This is a genomic window from Planomonospora alba (assembly GCF_039534085.1).
Classification (GTDB): domain Bacteria; phylum Actinomycetota; class Actinomycetes; order Streptosporangiales; family Streptosporangiaceae; genus Planomonospora_B; species Planomonospora_B alba.
In genome coordinates this window covers 19,957-36,863 of sequence record NZ_BAAAUT010000064.1, presented here as the reverse complement: position 1 = coordinate 36,863, position 16,907 = coordinate 19,957, and the positions used below count along the sequence as shown (strand labels likewise).

The window sequence follows — 16,907 nt, the reverse complement described above, 5'->3', positions numbered from 1 at the left end:
GGCCGCCGCCCTGCTGGCCGCTGCCGGGGCCGCGCTGCTCGCCGGCGCGCCGGCCGCGGCGATCGCCGCGGCCGGCGCGCTCCTGCTGGGCCTGGGCGCGGCCGGGATCGTCCTGGTCACCCCCGCCCTGCTGCACGGCCCGGACACCGCCGCCCTGCTGGCCCGCGCCAACGCGGCCGCGAGCGTCAGCGCCCTGCTCGGCCCGCCCGCCATCGGCGCCCTCGACGCCGCCGGGGCGAGCGGCAGGCTCGCCCTCCTGCTGGCCGTACCGCCGCTGCTGTTCCTCGCGGCCGACGCGCGGGGCCGGGGTACGGGGGCCGGGGCACGGGACTCCTCTCGCCCGATGGGGGTCCCTCCGGTGGAGACTCCCCCGGTGAAGGCCTCCCCCGCGGAGACGGGCGGTCCCCCGCCGGGGCAGGCGGGCGGCGACGGACCGGCGGCCGCGCGGCGGACGGCCGGGGCGTGGGCGGCCATCGTGGTGGCCGTGTCCATGGAGTTCTGCTTCACGGTCTGGGCCACGGCCCGGCTGCAGGAGACCGGGCTGGCCGCGGGCGCGGCCGCCGCGGCGGCCACCGCGTTCCTGGTCGGGATGGCCGCCGGCCGCCTCGCGGCGCCGGCGCTGATCGGGCGCGGGATCCCCGTCGTCCCGCTGGGATGCGGGCTGGCCGCGGCCGGGACCCTGGCCGTCGCCCTGACCGGCGCGCCCGTGCCGGTCGCCGCCGGGCTCGCGGTGGCCGGGCTGGGGATCGCCCCGTTCTACCCGGTGACGCTCGCCCGGCTGGTCCAGCTGCCGGGGCTCTCCCCGGCGCGGTCGGCGGCGTACGGGGCTCTCGCCTCCGGCACCGCGATCCTGGCCGCGCCCGCGGCGCTCGCCGCGCTCGGGACCGCGCTCGACCTGCGGACGGCGTTCCTCGTCACGGTGCCGCCGCTGGCGGCCGTCCTGGCCCTCGCCACGGCCCCCGCCCTGCGGGTGCTCCGCCGGTGAGCCCGGCTCCGCCCCCGCCGGGCGGACCCGGGCCCGTCCCGCCGGGCGGTGCCGCGGCTCACTCCCCGATCCGTACGGCGAAAGCGGCGGCGTCCGGCTCCAGGAAGCGCAGCAGCGCCTCGCCCTCCGCGGTCAGCTCGGCGACCGCGCGGGCGGGCAGCGGTTCGAAGGGCGTCAGCCGCAGCGTGGCGGCCCGGCGCCCGAGCTCGGCCTGCCAGGTGCCGCGGACGGTGCCGTCCCACAGGAAGACGGCCCGCACCCGGAGGTTCTTGGTGGTGACGAGCGGCCGGTACTCCTCGGCCATCAGGCGGGTGCGGTCGGCGTGGGCGAGCACCAGGCTGTCGAAGTCGGGCAGGAACCGCGCCGGGGCCGGCACGTCCTCGTCCGGGCGCGGCGCCCCGGGCAGGTCGAACAGCTCCCGGCCCCGCTCGTCGCGGAAGACGGCCAGCCGGGGGCGGAGGCCGTCCAGCACGGCGCGCAGCCCCCTCAGCCCGGTCCAGGCCTGCGCGTCGGCGGCGGTGGCCGGGCCGAAGGCCGCCAGGTAGCGCAGGACCAGCTCCGCGGCCGGATCCCCGCTCTCCCGCGACCGCTCCCGCGCACCCTCCGGCGCCTCCGGCTCCCCCCGCTCCCCCGGTGACCGCTCCCCCGGCTCTCCCGGTCCCTGCGGTCCCTCCGGCTCCCCCGCGGGGCCCGCGCCCGGCCGCCCCCGCCCTGCCCGTCCCGGGCCCGGCAGACCGTCCGGCAGGGCGAACTCCGCCGCGGGCGGGAACGCCCAGCGGTCCTCGGTCGGGACCATGACCAGCGGAAGGCCGGTCCGCACCGCGTAGCCCAGCGCGCGGTCGTTCACGTCGGGGAAGTGCCGCTGGAGCAGCTCGCGGAGCGTGGCGAAGTCGCGCGGCCCCTCGGCGAGGATCGCGCGGGCGACGGGGAGCAGCGCGTCGAGGTCCAGCCCGGCCGCCAGGTCGCCGCGCCCGCGCAGGGCCGAGGTGAGCACCGGCGCCAGCACCGGCCGGAAGCGCGCGTAGTCGGCCGCGCTCACCAGGTGGAGCGTGGCCCGCATCATCGTGGCGCGGACCACCGACCGCTCGTGCAGCGCCCGGTGCAGGTCCTCGCGGCGGAAGTCCTCCAGCCGCGTCCACAGCCCGGTGAAGGGGTGCCGGGGCTCCTGCGCCTGCATGCCGCCGAGCCGTTCCACCGCCGTCACGACGTCGGTCTTCTCCCGGGCGAGCAGCAGCTGCCGGGCCAGCGTCGCACGGTTGAGGCGCCGTGTCGTCAGGGTCTCCATGCCTCCCATCCTGTCGGCCGTACCTGACAGCTCGCGGCAGGTACGGTCGGCAGGATGAGGATCGCATCCCACCCGCCGGGCGGCCCGGGAGCGGGGCGGCCCGGTGGGCTGGCGGACGGCCCGGGCGGGTAGACGGCCCGCACGGGCGGACGGTCCCGGCGGCGGACCCCGTCAGCGGGGAGCGAGCAGGACCATCGGTTCTCCCCACGGATCCCAGCGGAGGGCGACCAGGTCGGAGCCGTACTCCCGGGCCAGCCTGCGGCGCAGCTCCCCGTCGAAGGCGCTCGTGTCCAGGACGAGCAGGTTCCGCTCGGCGTCGACACCGGCGCTGAAGATCCGGTCGTCGGCCATCGGCCCCGGGTCGGCCTCCATCAGGGCGTCGAACTCCGCGACGCCGTGCCGTACCCGCCGCGTCTCCGGAGTGATGGTGAACGGCGTGCGCACGCCGTCGGGCCAGGCCGTACCGCTCAGCGGCGCGGCGGCCAGCCCGCGCCCGCGCGGGGTGACGTGGGGCGCGACGACCCGCCACGGATGGCGCAGCAGGTACGGCGGGGCGAGGTCCTCCGGATGCGCCTCGGCGCGGTCCATGGCGAGACTCAGCGCGTGGTTGAACGGCTCGATCCGCGAATCGTAGGGCTCGTCGAGGAGGTCCACCGGCGGCTCCCAGTGGACCTCGACGGCCTCCGGGGTCGCGTGCCGCAGGATCACCTTCCCCGGCAGGAGGAAGGCGGGCGCCGCCGTCACCGCGTAGAGGACCAGCAGTGTGAGGAGCAGCCGCAGCACGCGCATGGGCAGGGAGTCTATGGTCGGCCCCGCACCGGATCCGCCGGCGGACCCGGCGGGCGGTCGCGGTCCCGTCCCTGCTCGTCGCGGTCGAACCGGTCGCCTTCGACGGCCCGGAGCCCGGGGAGGTGCCCGCCGTACTGGCGGAGCGGGGCACCCGGCCGCCCACGCCGGACGAGTGGGAGTACCCCTGCGGGGCGGGCTCGCCCCACCTGTTCCGCTGGGGGGACGGCTGCCCCGGCGGCGGGCCGCTCGCGCGGAGCGGGCCGCACCGGCTGCCGAACCTGTTCGGCCTGCGCATCGCCCAGGACCCGTACCGCGTGGAGATGACCTCGGACGAGCGGGCCGCCTGCGGCGGGGACGGCGGCGAGGCCGTCTGCGGAGGCTACGGCGGCTTCCTGGAGTGGCTGCCGCTGGCCACCGCCTACCGCCACCCGGACACGGCGGAGATGCTCTACGGCGAGGACCACGCCGACTACTTCGACGAACTCCTGGTCCGCCCCGTCATCGACCTCCGGTAGCGCTCCCCGGCTCCGCCGGCGGCGCCTGGGCGCGGCGGTGGAAGGAGAGAGCGGCCAGGCAGAGGAGGGCGGCCCACACCGCGCAGTGGGCGCCGAAGAGCAGGCCGCCGCGGTTCGCGAGCAGGGCGCCGCCGGTCATGCCGACCGCTCCCGCGGCGGCTGTCGCCGTGCACGCCCACAGCGGCAGGAGCAGCGCCAAGGGCGAGGTGCACCTTGTCTTGAGACGGCCGCCGGTTAAATGTACTTTCAGTCTAATAAGACGTGTCCGCTTGACAGTCGCCGGGAACGAGGGAGAGCGGCATGAGCCAGCCGGTCACGCCGACCGGTCGCACCGACCGCGCGGCCCGGATCAGGTGCGGGGACGGTGACCACCTCATCGAGGTGCGCGAGCGGGAAGTGATCGCCCGGCGGCTGCTCAAGACCTCGCGCAGGCACTCGTTCGTGCCCGACCGGGACGTCGACTGGGACGCCGACCCCGGTCCCGGGACCTTCTACATGCCGCCCCATCTCGTCTCGCTCTACGAGACGCCGCTGTGGGAGCGGATGACGCCCGAGCAGCGGGTCGAGCTGTCCCGGCAGGAGGTCTGCGGCATCGCCTCGTTCGGCATCACCGCCGAGCTGGCCCTCATGGCGGGGCTGGTGAGCCACGCCGCGGCGACGCCGTACCAGCAGGCGCACTGGGCGTACGCGCTGGTCGAGCTCGAGGACGAGTGCCGGCACTCGCGGATGTTCGCCCGGATGATCGGCACCTACGGGCTCACGCCGCAGCCGCCCCTCTGGTGGCAGCGGCTGGGCGTACGGATCGCCGCGATGCTCGGCGACCCGCTGCGGCTGTTCGCCGCGGCGCTGGTGGTGGAGGAGTTCACCGACGCCTTCCAGCGCGTGGCGATGGCGGACGAGACGATCCACCCGATCACGCGGCAGGTCTCCCGCATCCACGTGATCGAGGAGGCCCGGCACATCAAGTACGCCCGCGAGGAGCTGAAGCGCCAGGTGGTCGACCGCTCGGCGGCGCGGCGCCGCCTCGGCGGAGCCATGACGGCCCGCCTGACCCGGGCCCTGCTGGACAGCACCATCCACCCGGACTGCTACCGGGCCGCGGGCCTGGATGCGGAGCTCGCCCGCCGTACCGCCGCGCGCAGCCCGCACCGCCGGCAGGTCGAGCGGTGGGCGCTCGCCAAGCGCGTGCGCTTCTTCCACGAGGTGGGCATGGTGGACGGCCGGGCGCGGGCGGTGTGGGGCAAGGTGGGCCTGCTACCGGACGAGCTCGCACGGGGAGGCGGTCACACCGCCAGGAGCTGATTCTCCAGCTGATGCTTGATCACCATCGGCGATACCTGGAAGTGCTCCGCGATCTCGTCCAGGTCCTCCGGGACCGCCGTCTCCGGAGCATTGCCCAGCAGTTCGCTGACGCCTGCGGCCGGTGCGAGCAGTTCGGCCGCGAAGGCCCGTTCGACCTTCAGCCGCTCCGTGTACGCGGTCGTCACCAGGAAGAACGGATCCGTCTCCCAGAGGTAGTGCCAGAGCGCGCGGGAGAGCGTGAACCGCCGTGAGGGCATGGGGCGCTCGTATTCCAGCACCGCCACCGGGCCGGCGCCCCCCACCGTTCCGCCGACCGCGTGCAGGGCGCGGTCGGCCGCCTGCCGGTCGATGCTGGTGATGTAGGAGTCCAGCGGGAAGACCTGGTCACCGCCGATGCCCAGCACCTGGCGCACGGCCCGCGCCTGCTTCCACCCCGTCTCCCATGACCGTTCGCCGTGGGGGACCTCACGGGAACGCAGTTCGCGGCGGAGGTCCTCCGCCGCCTCCGGCGGGCTGGCGCGTTCGATGTCGGACCTCGCCGCCCGGACCCACTCCAGGGCGTCATGCATGACCGCCGGCTCGACCGCGTCGAGGAAGTCTCCGAGGAGGTTCCCCTTCAGATCATCAGCCGCCTGGAGGATCAACCCCTCGTACGGCGCCGCCTCCGCGTAGGGGTCGAGCCCCAAGCGGGCCGCGGCGCGGCAGAACTCGGCCTCCTCCGGATCCGTCCGCTGGATCTCCTCCCACTCCTTCTCCAGCGGGGTGCCGGTGATCCCCTGCTCGGCGAGGCGCGTCAGGACCTCCGAGATGAGCCGGGTGAGCTCCTGCTCAACGGATTCGCGCCAGGGGAAGGCCTCGCCCTTCGTAAGGAACCTGATCGGGCGGGACGGGGAGACGGAGGACCTGTCCGCATGCCAGATGACTTGGGTCCGCTCCCCCTGCGGGATGATCATGAGATTCGGCCAGAGGAACCCGTCCCCACTCGCCCGCAGGCAGTGCCGCCGGAACTGTCCTTTGTCGTAGGCGCCCGGGGTGTACAGGCTCAAGGCCCGTGCGGGTCTGGCGTCCGCCTGGAGGAACCACCAGTTGTAGGCCGCCCATTCCGCGACCGGATAGAGCGGGCAGTAGATGGACCGCCGCGAACTGCTGGACTCCCGGTCCTCGACCAGGGTGACGTGCTCAGAGCCGACACTGATCTCGATCCGTGCCCAGGTGACGCGGTGCTCGGGCGCGCGCACATGCGGGGCCGGCTCCCACTCCCACCGGATCTTCAACTCCGGAACCGTCGTCATCGGTCGTCGTCCTCGCTGATCTCGTTGAGCCGCTCCGGCCACTCGTCCGGATCGAGCGGGTACCCCTTGTACTGCCCGAGTTCCTGGTTGACCAGTCTCGCCTCGTAGATCACATCATCCAGGCGGTGCCACGCATAGCGTGGAAACTCTCCTTCCCACGGCGCGCCGATGTTCCCACACTCGATTGTCCGCCGCAGCCAGCCGGTGATCTCCTCGGGGTCGGTGAACTTGGGGTCGCACTTGCTGGCATCCGCCCGGAGCCGGGGCCGCCCGGCGAACGAGGGATAGGACTTGTGCTCACCACTGCCAACGTAGGTCACCCGCGCGGCAAGTTCTTTCAGAGATATGCCTTCCGGTGGTGCCTGAGGACTTCTGCGGAGCGGTCGACGGCGTTTGGGGGCACGCATGGACTCAGTATGAACGCCTTGTCTCCTCGCGTCAGGGCGGTTCTGCATGAGAACGCAGGTGATCGGCTCTCTCACCCACCGGGATGCCGCGCCGCCACTGTCCGGCCGCCGACTGCCGGACGGAACGGCACGGACGCCCTGGTGAACCACGTTGGCGGCGTCAACACGGTTCATTGCTTGGGTGGTTTTACCACCCCGTGTACTGTTACCTGCATGAACGGCGATTCCCGCTCCGGTACCGACTCTCTGGTCTCGGCTGCGGAGATCGCGAGGTTGGCCGGGGTGACACGGGCCGCCGTCTCCAACTGGCGCAAGCGATATGCCGATTTCCCGTCCCCGGCAGGTGGCGGGGCCCGCACTCCGCTGTTCGCCCTGACGGAGATCCACGCCTGGCTGGACCGGCACCGCAAGGGCGGAGAGGTCTCCGGCGAGGTGCTCGTCTGGCAGGCTCTGCGCGGTGTGTACGGCGACGACATGCTGCGGGGTCTCGCCGATGTCTGTGAACTGTTCACCGCTGAGCCCTCCGCCTCCCTGGACATCGGACTCCGCTCGCTGGTGGAGGAACTGGCCGCGCGGAGTTCACCGGCCGACGTCGTCGCGGGTCTCACAGAGCGCTTCGTCGACTCGGCGGGCCGTGCGGGTTCCGAGCAGGTGTCGTCCCTCCGGCTCTGGAGTCCCCCATGGCAAGTCCCGGAAGGCCGAGCCTCGTCGCCGTCATCCAGAAGGCGCTGGCGGACGGACCCGTGCCGGCCGACGAGCTGCTCGCCGCCGCCCACCGGGCCGGACGGCGGGTCGACGCCGGAGTGCTCTGGGAGACCTGCGCCACCCACGGCCTCGCCGACCTCCGCGATGGCATGTGGGTGCCGCGTGGATGGGCCCAGCCCTCCGCCGTGCAGCCCCTCCCCCGGAGTTCCGCCGAGGAGCGAGCCGCCGCGGAGGCGACCCGGCTGGCCATGTCGATCGGCCTGCCCGCACACGAGCCCGTGCCGCCCACCGGTCCCGTGGCGCCCGAGTGGCCCGAGGCGGCCAGGAAGGCGGCGGCCGCGCTCCGCCACGAACTGACGGCCGTCTCCAGACGCCGGGTCCAGACCGACGTCCCCCTGATCGCGGTCACGAGCACGGCGACGCAGGACGGCCGCCTGCGGCGCTTCGAGGCACAGGGCGAGATCGGCGCCGCCGAGGGCACCTCCGCCACGCTGGTCATCAAGAACGAGCAGTTCCCGGTGGAGATCGTGTCGGTGTTCGGCAGCGTGGTCACGCTGTCGGTGTCGCCCGACACCCCGGTGGTGACCGAGGCGACGCTGCGCACGGACCTTTCGTGGCTGCTGGCCGAGCAGAGCAAGCGGCTCAACGAACTCGTCCACGGCGGCCCCGGTTTCGACACGGTGGCCGCCCTGGCGGCCGTGACGCCGCCCAAGGCCGGAGCACCCGTCCGCCTCACGGAGAAGATCAGCGCCACGGGCCTCAACCAGGGGCAGCGCGAGGCGGTGCAACTGGCGCTCACCCCCGGCGTGACCTGGCTGTGGGGTCCGCCCGGCACCGGCAAGAGACGACCGTCGCCGCCCTGATCACCGAACTGTGCTCGCGCGGGAAGCGGGTGCTGCTGGCGGCGCCGACCAACGCGGCGCTGGACGTGGCGATCCAGGCCGTGCTCAAGCGCCGGCCCGCCCCGGCCGACGGCACGCTCGTGCGGATCGGCCAGCCCGCCGACCTCTCCCTGACCCCTCAGGTCCTCGTGGACGAGATCGCCGCCGCCCGGGGGGAGCTCCTGGCCCGGCACCGCGTCGATGCGGGTCGCCAGGTGCAGCAGCACCGCAAAGCCCTCGACGCGCTCAAGAAGCGGGAGCCGAACCGCGCCGAGGAGAGTCAGCGGCTGTGGCTGGAGAGCCAGATCGCCGAGCTGCAGGCGCTCATGCGTGAGCTGGACCGCAAGCTCAGGCAGGTCCGGCGGCAGATCTGCCGGGAGGCTACGGTGGTGGCCTCCACCGCCCACCAGCTCACGATGGAGACCCTCAAAGAGCTCACCTTCGACGTCGTCATCCTCGACGAGGCCAGCATGACCACGGCCGCGCTCGCCATGATCGTGACCGGGGCGGGCAGCGGGCACACCGTCATCGCGGGCGACTTCCGGCAGCTGCCGCCCGTGGTGATCGCCGACACCCCAGAGGCGCAGGACTGGCTGCGCCGCAGCCCGTTCGAGAAGGCGGGCATCCCCGCCGCCGTCTCGGAACGCCGGGATCCGCCCCGCCTGGCCGCCCTGACCGAGCAGTACCGCATGCGCCACGGCATCGGCGGCGTCGTCAGCACCGCCTTCTACGACGGCCGACTCTCCACGGCGCCCGTCACCGCGAGCAGGCCCGTGCGCAGCCGGGCGCCCTGGGCCAGGGCCGAGCTGGTCGTCATCGACACCACCTCCATGCGCAGCCGTACGGCGCGCAGGCAGGGCAGCCTGTCGCGCTACAACCTCGCCCACGCCCAGCTGGCCGCATCGCTCGCCTGCTCAACGTGGCGGCCAGCCGGGCACGCGACCATCTCGTGGTCATCGGCGCGCTGGACGCCCTGCACCGCGGCTCCGCCGCCTCCCGCGACCCGGTGTGGACGTTCTTCGCGCACCTCATCGACGGCGCCACACCGATGCCGTGGCGGTCGGTGGTCTCCGGAGGGATGACCGAACTCGTCGAAGACGATCTCGTGGCGCGCCTGCGGGACGACGTCAAACGCGCCGCGACCGTTGACATGTGGCTGCCCCGCGGCTCCCTGCGCAACCTGCCCGCGCTCCTTCCCGAGCTCACCGCCGTCCGCAACGGCGACTCGGGAGCCGAGTCGGTGACGGTCTGGGTGGAGCCGGACCCGGACGGCCACCTTCCCGTGGAAGCCCTCCAGGCCCGGTGGGAGGGGGTCAACATCCGAGCCTGCCTGCCCGTTCTCGAATCCTGCGCCGTCCTCGGCGACGTCGTCTGGTCCTCCTCGGAACCGCTGCTGGGAACAGAGCCGGGAGTCGTGCTCCGGACCGAGTACCGCGCCTTCGCCGACGCCGCGCGCCGGGCCCAGCGCCGCCGTCCCGGGGCGGGGGTTCCGGGAAGCGGGCAGCTCGGCGAAGACTGCGGCCACTGCCGCCGCATGCTGGTCCGCTACGAGCAGGACCGGCGCGGCAGGACCGATCTCCGCCACGAGTGCGCCTCCTGCGGCGCGTGACATCTGACCTGCTCGCACCTGCCTTCGCCTCCCCCTTCGACGCAGCGAGCAGGCGCCACCCCGCCCGTAGTCCGTACGTCGGCCAGGAGATCCAGGCAGGAAGTCCCTCCGGCATGGCGGGGAGCTCCTCGGCCTGGAGCCGAGCCGCATGGCCCCTCAGGAGGCGAGGAAGACCTCGTCGAGGTGCCATTCCAGGACCTCGGCGCCGGGCCGGTCCCGGCGGTTGGCGGGCACGGCGATCTCCGTTCCCGCCCGCCGGTAGAACTCCTCGCCGTTGCCGAACTCCTCCCGCAGCCGAGGGCTGACCCGGAGCCGGTACTTCGGGTCCACCGCCAGGTAGCCGCGGTCGAACAGGGTGTGCACGTCCGAGCGGAGCAGCAGCCCGTTGTCCAGCCGGTGCTGGCCGCCGGCGGAGACGGGGCGGATGTGCGCCGCCTGCAGAACCGGCCGGATCCTGTCCCCGGTGACGGCGCAGCGCCGCTCGTAGGCGTGCAGGACGACGGCCTGGAACGCCCGCTGGCCGAGCCGCCGCGGGGCCAACCGCGGGTCGCCGTAGACCGGGCCGTCGCGGTGCCACGGCTCCGCCAGGTCGACCTGCACGCCGACGCCCATGCGGGCGAGGAGCTCGTGGAAGTAGGTCACCTCGGGGTGGACCGCCAGGTCGTAGCCCTTGCCCTGGACGATGTTGGAGGCGAAGTCCGGTGGTGGCCCGGCGGGCATCTCCTCGGGGAAGAAGCAGACGTCGCGGACGATGACGCAACCGATCACCGGGTCGTCGCCGGGCCCCATCGGCTCACTGCGGTAGCGGCCGACGCGCCGGCGCAGCTCGTCCAGGCTCGCGGCGCCGTTGCCCTCGCCGAAGAACTCCCACGCCTCCGAGACCCGCAGCCGGGCGAAGCCGCTGTAGAAGCCGCCGCCGACCACGCGGTTGTGCGGGTGGTGGCTCTTGAAGAAGAACGGCTCGCCATGCTCGAGGACCTTGAACTCCCTGGCTCCCGACGGGCGCCAGAAGTTGACCTCGCTCACCCCGGGCCGGGCCGCCAGGAAGCGGTACCACTCGGTGTCCGTCACCCCGACATACGCCTTCACATCGGAGATTGTGCACCCAGGAAGATCACCGCTGCCAGACGATTCCGTATCTTCGCCGTACGGCAGGCCGCCCTTCCCGATCAGGAAGCCGGCTCACCGTCCAGGTGGACCCGGAACTCCCCGATCCGCACGGTCCTGCCGTACGACTCCAACCGGTCGGGCGACGACGCCCGGAGACGGCGCTCGCTGTCCTCACACAACGCCACCTCCCCGCAGGTCATGGCCTGCCGACGCTCCCCGACGAGGAGCCGGCAGCGACCTCCATCGGCACGAACCAGGCGACCCACCCCGGGTCGCGGTCGGTGGTGCCCCGCGCGTGCTCCCGCTCGACCTCGGCGAGCAGCCGCTCCACCCGCCCGGCCCGGCTTCCGCGGCTCCCCCGCCTGCCGTCGGGCCCGTCTCCGCGGGTGACACCAATTGATCACAAGCCAACCGTCTCACGATGTTGAATCGTGTTTACAGTTCACAGATGCTTTACTGGTGCCAACACGGAGCCTCATCCGGCTCCCTGGCCCAGGGAGCACGTTTCGGCCGCAAGCACCTGCCCTACGGCACCGCCGAACGGCGAAGCCGCGACCATCAGACCGTTCCGAGCAAGGAGACACACCCCATGGCACGCAACTCCGGCCGTTTCCACTTCGACGGGGGTGCGGTGGACGCCGCGGGCCTTCGCCGTCCACGTCGCGCCGCGGCCGTCCGCATCACACCGTGCGATGGCCATCGACCATCCGGGCGACCGCCCGAAGCTGCAGGGCGTCCGCCCGTCCCACCCGCGCCGTCCACAGGTGAGCCCGGAAACCCCGCCGCCGGCGCGGAAAGTGCGGTAGATCTTGCTTGACCCGACCACTGGAGCCCCCTCATGTCCCTGCAGACCGAACTCACCGGCAACCCGGACGTCGTCCGGTTGTCGGCGAGCGCACTCGACCGCCTCGAGCAGGGCTGCCGCGCGTCCGCCGCCGCCAAGGCCCGTGCGGCGATGCGGCCGGTGGCGCGGGAGCGGCGCCGCTACGCGCCGTGGGCGGACTTCCCGCTCGGCCTGGTCATGGCGGCGCTGGACGCCGCCGAGTTCGAGGGCGCGGACCCGGACATCGCGGTGGGCCGGGCGGTCGAGGCGAGCCGCGACCCGGTGCATCCCGGAGTGGTCCGCTGGGTCCTGCACGCCTGCCAGACCTACCTGGAGACCTCCGAGAGCCTGGCCGCCGAGCTCGCCGCCGAGGGGGTGGAGCTGCGCCCGGAGCGCCGGCCGCGGGTGGTGCAGCACGGCTCCTCGCCGACCGCGATGCGCATCCTGACCGCGTGGGGCCGCTGGTACGGCTCGCCGGACGGTGCGCTGGTGGAGTTCCGCCGGATGCGGCTGCGCCGCCCGCTCGGCCGGCCGGACGCCCCTTCGACGCTCGCCATGGCGTACGTCGCGGCGGCCGGGGACCGGGTGCTCGACCCCCGGGACGTCTACCAGGCGGTGCCCGTCCCGGTCGAGCCCGGACCGCGCCCCCGGCGGGTCCGGGTGGTCGAGATGGGGCTCACCGAACCCGACGCCCGGACGCTCGTCGACTGCTCGCCCGAGGAGGTGCGGGACGCCTACCTGGGCTCCGTCAGGCCCGTCGCCGCGCAGCTGCTGACCGGCGACGTCCGCGCCCCGGGCTCCGGCTGCGCCGGCTGCCGGATCTCCGGCTCCTGCGAGGCGCTGGTCCGCGTGCCGGGGCTGCTGGGCCTGGCCGGTCCCGGGACGCACCGCCGCACCTGGTCGGTGACCACGGCCCGGCAGTACCAGCTCTGCCCGGCCCGGGCGCACCTGCGCGACCTGCGCCTGCCCGCGGAGGAGGCCGACGGGTCGGCGACCCGGCGCGGGCTGCTGGTGCACCGGTGGCTGGAGGCCGCCCACGGCAGGGCCCCGGCGTCGGGAACGGCACCGGGGACCGCACCGGGGGTACGGCCGTGCACGCCCGCCGACCTGCCCGACCCCGCGACCGGCGAGCTGGGCCTGGCCGGAGGGCTGATGAGCCCGGAGGAGTACGAGCAGGCGTGGCCGTACCTGGTGCGGCACGTGGAGGTGTGCCCGCTGCGCGGCCCCGGCGAGGTCACCGGGGTCGCGCCGGAGCCGAGGGTGGCCGTCCACGACACCGAGGCCGATGTCGTGGTCGTCGCCCACCCCGACCTGCTGCGCCGGGTGGACGGCCGGCTGGTCTACCGGGAGCAGAAGACGTCGCTGACCGAGCGCGGCATCACCGCGGACAACGCCCTGGAGCTGGTCCCGCAGCTGGCGCTGGCGGTCTCGCTCATCGCGGGCGGCGCGTTCGGCGACACCCGCGGCACCGTCGAGCTGGAGCAGCTCACCCCGCTCTCCGGCACGGTGATCTCCTTCGACGCCGGCGACCCCGGGGTGGTCGCCGCCGCGCGGGCCGTCCTGGCGGAGCTGGCCGGACCCTGGCACCGGGACGCGGAGTTCCGGGCGGAGCCGGGCCCCTGGTGCCGCTTCTGCCCGGTCTCCCGCTGGTGCGGCGACGCCTTCCGCGCCGAGGAGGGCCCTTTCATCACCGTCGACGGCCTGGTGATCGACCCGGTCACCGGGGAGGTCCTGGAGTCCGGGGGCCGGACGACCAGCCGGGTGGAGGCGATCGGCGACGCCCTCGACGAGGCGGACGACGACGAGCCGCCCTTCTGACGCCCCGGGCCGCTTTCCCGGCGCGGCGCCCGCGGTGCCTCACCTCCGGTGCGGCGCCCCGGGGCCGCCTCCCGCCGCTCCTCCCCGGGCCGCACCCCGCCGCCCGGGCGGCGGCAGGCGGCCCCTCGCCGGGTCACTCCTCGATGGCCCCGCCCACGGAGCGCAGGTGCTCGCGGAAGGTCAGGGAGGGCTCCCGCACGCGCCGGGCGAGGTAGGCGCCGAACCCGACCTGCTGGCGGAGGGAGGAGCCCTCCCGGATCCGGTCGGCCTGGCGCCGCTCGGTGTCGCGGATCGCCTCCGCGAGGGTGAACACCTCCCCGGCGCGGGCGGCCGGCACGAAGAGCACGCCGTCGTCGTCGCCCAGGACCAGGTCGTCCCGGTCCACGGTCCACTCCCCCACGGTGGCGGACTCCAGCGCCCCGGCTGGACGGGCGTCGAGGCGGAGCGGGCCGGTCGGGATCGACCCCAGGCTGAAGACCGGCAGCCCGATCTCCCGGATGTCGGCCGTGTCGCGGTGCAGCCCCCAGATGACGATCCCGCCCAGCCCGGCGGCCCGCGCCTCCAGCACCACGAGGTCGCCGACGCAGCTCTCGTCGCGCCGCCCGCCGTTGTCGGCCACCAGCACGTCACCGGGGGCGGCCTCCTCGAACGCCTCCAGGAAGACGTCGACACTGCCGGTGTGCCGGGCGGGGAGCACCCGCCCGGCCAGGCGGTCACCGGGCGACACCGCGCGCAGGGACACGCAGCGCACCGGGATCCCCGCGCGGACGCAGCCGTCCGCCAGGTGGGCCGTGGTCAGCGCCGCGAACCGCTTGCGCAGCTCCGCGTGGTCCATTCCCGTCTCCTCTCTCGCGGCCTGCCCCCACTCAAGCGTGCGGAAGCGCCGGGGTCGAGGGCCGTTTCCGGGCCGGCGGACCTCTCGGCTCCGCCCCCGTGCCCGGCGGACCGGTCAGCGCCTGCGCCTGCGCCCGTGCCCGGTGGGGCGGCCCCGGGAACCGGGGGCCGGGCTCCGCACCAGGCGGAGCGGGCGGCCCCGGCTCCGCAGCGGCAGCGCCACCAGCGTGCGGAACTCCTCCAGCCCCGTCTCGTCGGGATGCCCCGAGCCCAGCACGAGCTCGGTCAGCTCGGCTCCCGGCCCGGCCAGGGACGCGATCTGCTCCCGCACCGCCTCGGGCCCGCCGAGCTCCAGCAGGCCGAGCATCCCCTCGGCGAGCATGAGCGCGCTCTCCCGCTCGGTGAGCTTCTCCGGGTGGAGCGTCCCGTCCTCGATGAGGGCGGCCACCGCGATCGGCCCCAGCACGGGGTCGCGGCGGAGCCGTTCCAGGAGCGCGGGCCCGTCGTCGAGGCAGGTGACGAGGGTGCCCAGCAGGGCCGCGGCCCGGGTGCGGAACGGGCAGTCCCGTACGGCCTGCAGCAGCGGCTCGACGTCCCCGCCGTGCGCGGCCAGCCAGCCCTGGACCTCCGCTCCGGCCTCCTCCGGCGGGTAGTGCTGGGCGACCACGCCGAGCATCTCGGCGGGTGCGGCACCGGCCAGTTCCCCGAGCAGCGGCGCGTCCCGGCCCTGGGCGAGCATGCGCTCGCGCACCGCGCTGACGCCCAGGGGCGTCAGCCGTACCAGGGTGCCGGGCTCGGCGAGGCGGGCGAGGAGCCGTTCGCGCACCTGCGGAGGGAACGGCAGGTCCGGCAGGTCACGGTCGCCGGATCCGTCGGGGCCGCCGTCGTACGCGGAGGGCGGCCGGCCCTCGGCCGCCCGGAGGGCGTGCAGGTCGGTGGAGTACAGCTCGTCCGCCACGCCGTGGCTCAGCTCGACCGCTCCCAGCTCGGCCAGGACCGCGAACGCCCGCTCCACCTCGCGGTCGAACCGTTCCCGCCATCCTCCATCCACCGGGTCGCCCTCGCCGGAGAGGTCCCAGTGGTACTCGGTGCAGGCGTACCACATCGTCTCCGTCAGCCGGGCCATCGGCATGGGGTGCGGCATGCCGTAGACCGAGTTCAGCGCGTCGGGCAGGAGCTCGTCGAAGTCCGCGGCGAGCAGCGAGGCCGGGGTCCACCGCCCGGCCGGGGCGCAGACGGCCTCCCCGAGGCCGAGGAACGCCTCGAACGCCCGGTGCCACAGGGCGAGCGGGTCGCGCAGCAGCGGCGCGGCCTTGGCGACCCGCACCAGCCTGCCCTTGCTCACCCGCACCAGCCGCGCCTTCTTCACCCAGGCCAGCAGCAGGCCGAGCCCGGTCATCTCGGCCGCGGTGCGGACCTTGAGGTCCTGCTCGCCGGTGCCGAGCAGCTCCGCCAGCTCACGGGCGTCCTGCAGGCGGAGGTTCCCGGCGGCGGTGAGGGCCCGGCCGTCCGCGCCGACCCAACCGACGAGGGCGGCCAGTCTGGAGAGCACCGCGCTGCCGGAGGCCGCCTCCGCCAGCTCGGTCCCGGGTGGCAGCCGCACCGGAGGCTGGGGGAACGCCCGTTCGCCGCCGAGGTCCGGCTCGGTCAGCCGCCGCTGCAGCAACTGGTCGAGCACCCGCTGGTCGTAGTCGACGCGCCCCGCGTCGAGGTCGCGCCGGAAGCGGGCGAACGCCGTGCCGTCGGTGAGGTCGACGCCGTGTTCCAGCGCCGTCATCGCCCAGAACTTCGCGATCCCCCAGCGGGTCGGGTCCGCCATCGCCGCCGGGTATTCGGCGGCGGTCTCGGCGACGGCCCGCTCCAGCTCCGCCATCGTGGCACCGCGCGGGTCGCGCAGCCCGCAGGCGTCGAGGTAGCGCAGCAGGGTCAGCAGGCTCTGCGGAGCGGTGTCCAGCTCGCCGGGGACGGCGGTCACCTGCCGGGGGATCCACTCCAGCAGGACGCGGCGGACCTCCTGCGGCGTCCAGTGGCCGAGCCGGCCGTCCACGCTGACGTGCCGGGCCTCCAGCGCCGCCGACAGGACCAGCCCGTCGGCCTCCAGGCCGCGTTCCCCCGCCCAGGCCACGCACCGGCGGACCAGCACATCCATGGCCGCCTCGTACTCCTCGGCCTCCTCCGGATCGAAATACGTGCGCACCAACCCGCTCGTCCTCTCCGTCCCGTGATCTGGTGCGAGCATTCCACAACGGTGCCCGCCGCAGGCCGGAAAGCGCCGGGCGGGCAGGCGGACCCGCGGCCGTGGAGACGGGGCGCCGGGGTGCCGTCCGCCGAGGGCCGGGCCCCCGTGACGGCCCGTCGCAGCGGGGCGCCGAGGCGCATCCGACAAGGCGGCTCCACATCGTCTACACCATTGAAACCAGAACATATATTGTGGATTCTATTCACACTATGATTTCCTTGCACCGTACCGACCTTTCCGGCATCCGGGGCCCGCACGACGCCACGGCGAGGACCACCAGGACCACGAGAACCACGAGAACCACGAGGACAGA

The 16,907-nt window shown here is 74.3% G+C and carries 15 protein-coding genes and 1 pseudogene; 7 read left to right on the top strand and 9 right to left on the bottom strand.

Features of this window, described 5'->3' with window-relative positions; all coding sequences use genetic code 11:
* Positions 1–985, top strand: a pseudogene (locus ABD823_RS29030) (hypothetical protein); the annotation flags it as partial.
* Positions 986–1,043: 58 nt separating this feature from the next.
* On the opposite strand, the gene ABD823_RS29025 reads toward ABD823_RS29030, so the two are convergent.
* Together ABD823_RS29025 and ABD823_RS29020 are read right to left on the bottom strand one after the other, a co-directional pair.
* Positions 1,044–2,270, bottom strand: a complete 1,227-nt coding sequence (locus tag ABD823_RS29025) for a winged helix DNA-binding domain-containing protein (RefSeq protein WP_344865149.1) — start codon at positions 2,268–2,270, stop codon at positions 1,044–1,046.
* A gap of 171 nt (positions 2,271–2,441) precedes the next feature.
* Positions 2,442–3,059 carry a hypothetical protein gene (locus ABD823_RS29020; protein WP_344865147.1) on the bottom strand — a complete coding sequence of 206 codons (618 nt, stop codon included), beginning with the start codon at positions 3,057–3,059 and terminating at the stop codon, positions 2,442–2,444.
* A 122-nt stretch (positions 3,060–3,181) separates the two neighbouring features.
* On the opposite strand from ABD823_RS29020, the gene ABD823_RS29015 reads away from it, so the two are divergent.
* Positions 3,182–3,574, top strand: a complete 393-nt coding sequence (locus ABD823_RS29015) for a hypothetical protein (protein WP_344865145.1) — start codon at positions 3,182–3,184, stop codon at positions 3,572–3,574.
* On the opposite strand, the gene ABD823_RS29010 is transcribed toward ABD823_RS29015, so the two are convergent.
* Positions 3,558–3,773, bottom strand: coding sequence for a hypothetical protein (locus ABD823_RS29010; protein ID WP_344865143.1), 216 nt, complete (start codon positions 3,771–3,773; stop codon positions 3,558–3,560). The genes ABD823_RS29015 and ABD823_RS29010 overlap by 17 nt on opposite strands.
* A 101-nt stretch (positions 3,774–3,874) precedes the next feature.
* On the opposite strand from ABD823_RS29010, the gene ABD823_RS29005 reads away from it, so the two are divergent.
* Entirely contained in the window at positions 3,875–4,876 is a 1,002-nt protein-coding gene (locus ABD823_RS29005; protein WP_344865141.1) for an AurF N-oxygenase family protein, read from the top strand.
* Here ABD823_RS29005 and ABD823_RS29000 read toward each other — a convergent pair.
* Both ABD823_RS29000 and ABD823_RS28995 read right to left on the bottom strand, forming a co-directional pair.
* A complete protein-coding gene (locus tag ABD823_RS29000; protein WP_344865140.1) occupies positions 4,858–6,168 on the bottom strand; it encodes an ImmA/IrrE family metallo-endopeptidase in 1,311 nt (436 codons plus the stop codon). The genes ABD823_RS29005 and ABD823_RS29000 overlap by 19 nt on opposite strands.
* Positions 6,165–6,488: a hypothetical protein gene (locus ABD823_RS28995; protein WP_344865138.1), complete on the bottom strand. Its 324-nt coding sequence runs from the start codon at positions 6,486–6,488 to the stop codon at positions 6,165–6,167. The genes ABD823_RS29000 and ABD823_RS28995 overlap by 4 nt, the downstream gene beginning before the upstream one ends.
* A 767-nt stretch (positions 6,489–7,255) precedes the next feature.
* Between ABD823_RS28995 and ABD823_RS28990 the strand changes: the two genes are divergently transcribed.
* From ABD823_RS28990 to ABD823_RS28980, 3 genes are read left to right on the top strand one after another with little or no spacing between them, the layout of a single operon-like run.
* Positions 7,256–8,143, top strand: coding sequence for a hypothetical protein (locus ABD823_RS28990; protein WP_344865136.1), 888 nt, complete (start codon positions 7,256–7,258; stop codon positions 8,141–8,143).
* Positions 8,098–9,243 carry an AAA domain-containing protein gene (locus ABD823_RS28985; RefSeq protein WP_344865134.1) on the top strand — a complete coding sequence of 382 codons (1,146 nt, stop codon included), beginning with the start codon at positions 8,098–8,100 and terminating at the stop codon, positions 9,241–9,243. Before ABD823_RS28990 ends, ABD823_RS28985 begins: the two co-directional genes overlap by 46 nt.
* Positions 9,240–9,770, top strand: coding sequence for a hypothetical protein (locus tag ABD823_RS28980; RefSeq protein ID WP_344865132.1), 531 nt, complete (start codon positions 9,240–9,242; stop codon positions 9,768–9,770). Before ABD823_RS28985 ends, ABD823_RS28980 begins: the two co-directional genes overlap by 4 nt.
* A gap of 156 nt (positions 9,771–9,926) precedes the next feature.
* On the opposite strand, the gene ABD823_RS28975 is transcribed toward ABD823_RS28980, so the two are convergent.
* Positions 9,927–10,859: an HNH endonuclease gene (locus tag ABD823_RS28975; protein WP_344865130.1), complete on the bottom strand. Its 933-nt coding sequence runs from the start codon at positions 10,857–10,859 to the stop codon at positions 9,927–9,929.
* A gap of 217 nt (positions 10,860–11,076) precedes the next feature.
* Entirely contained in the window at positions 11,077–11,211 is a 135-nt protein-coding gene (locus ABD823_RS28970) for a hypothetical protein (RefSeq protein ID WP_344865128.1), read from the bottom strand.
* Positions 11,212–11,718: 507 nt separating this feature from the next.
* Between ABD823_RS28970 and ABD823_RS28965 the strand changes: the two genes are divergently transcribed.
* A complete protein-coding gene (locus ABD823_RS28965) occupies positions 11,719–13,521 on the top strand; it encodes a PD-(D/E)XK nuclease family protein (protein WP_344865126.1) in 1,803 nt (600 codons plus the stop codon).
* A 133-nt stretch (positions 13,522–13,654) separates the two neighbouring features.
* Here the strand turns inward: ABD823_RS28965 and ABD823_RS28960 are convergent, their stop codons facing one another.
* Together ABD823_RS28960 and ABD823_RS28955 are read right to left on the bottom strand one after the other, a co-directional pair.
* A complete protein-coding gene (locus ABD823_RS28960; RefSeq protein ID WP_344865124.1) occupies positions 13,655–14,356 on the bottom strand; it encodes an RraA family protein in 702 nt (233 codons plus the stop codon).
* A 114-nt stretch (positions 14,357–14,470) separates the two neighbouring features.
* Complete coding sequence (locus ABD823_RS28955) at positions 14,471–16,552, bottom strand: hypothetical protein (protein ID WP_344865122.1); 2,082 nt, start codon at positions 16,550–16,552, stop codon at positions 14,471–14,473.
* Positions 16,553–16,907: the final 355 nt, after the last annotated feature.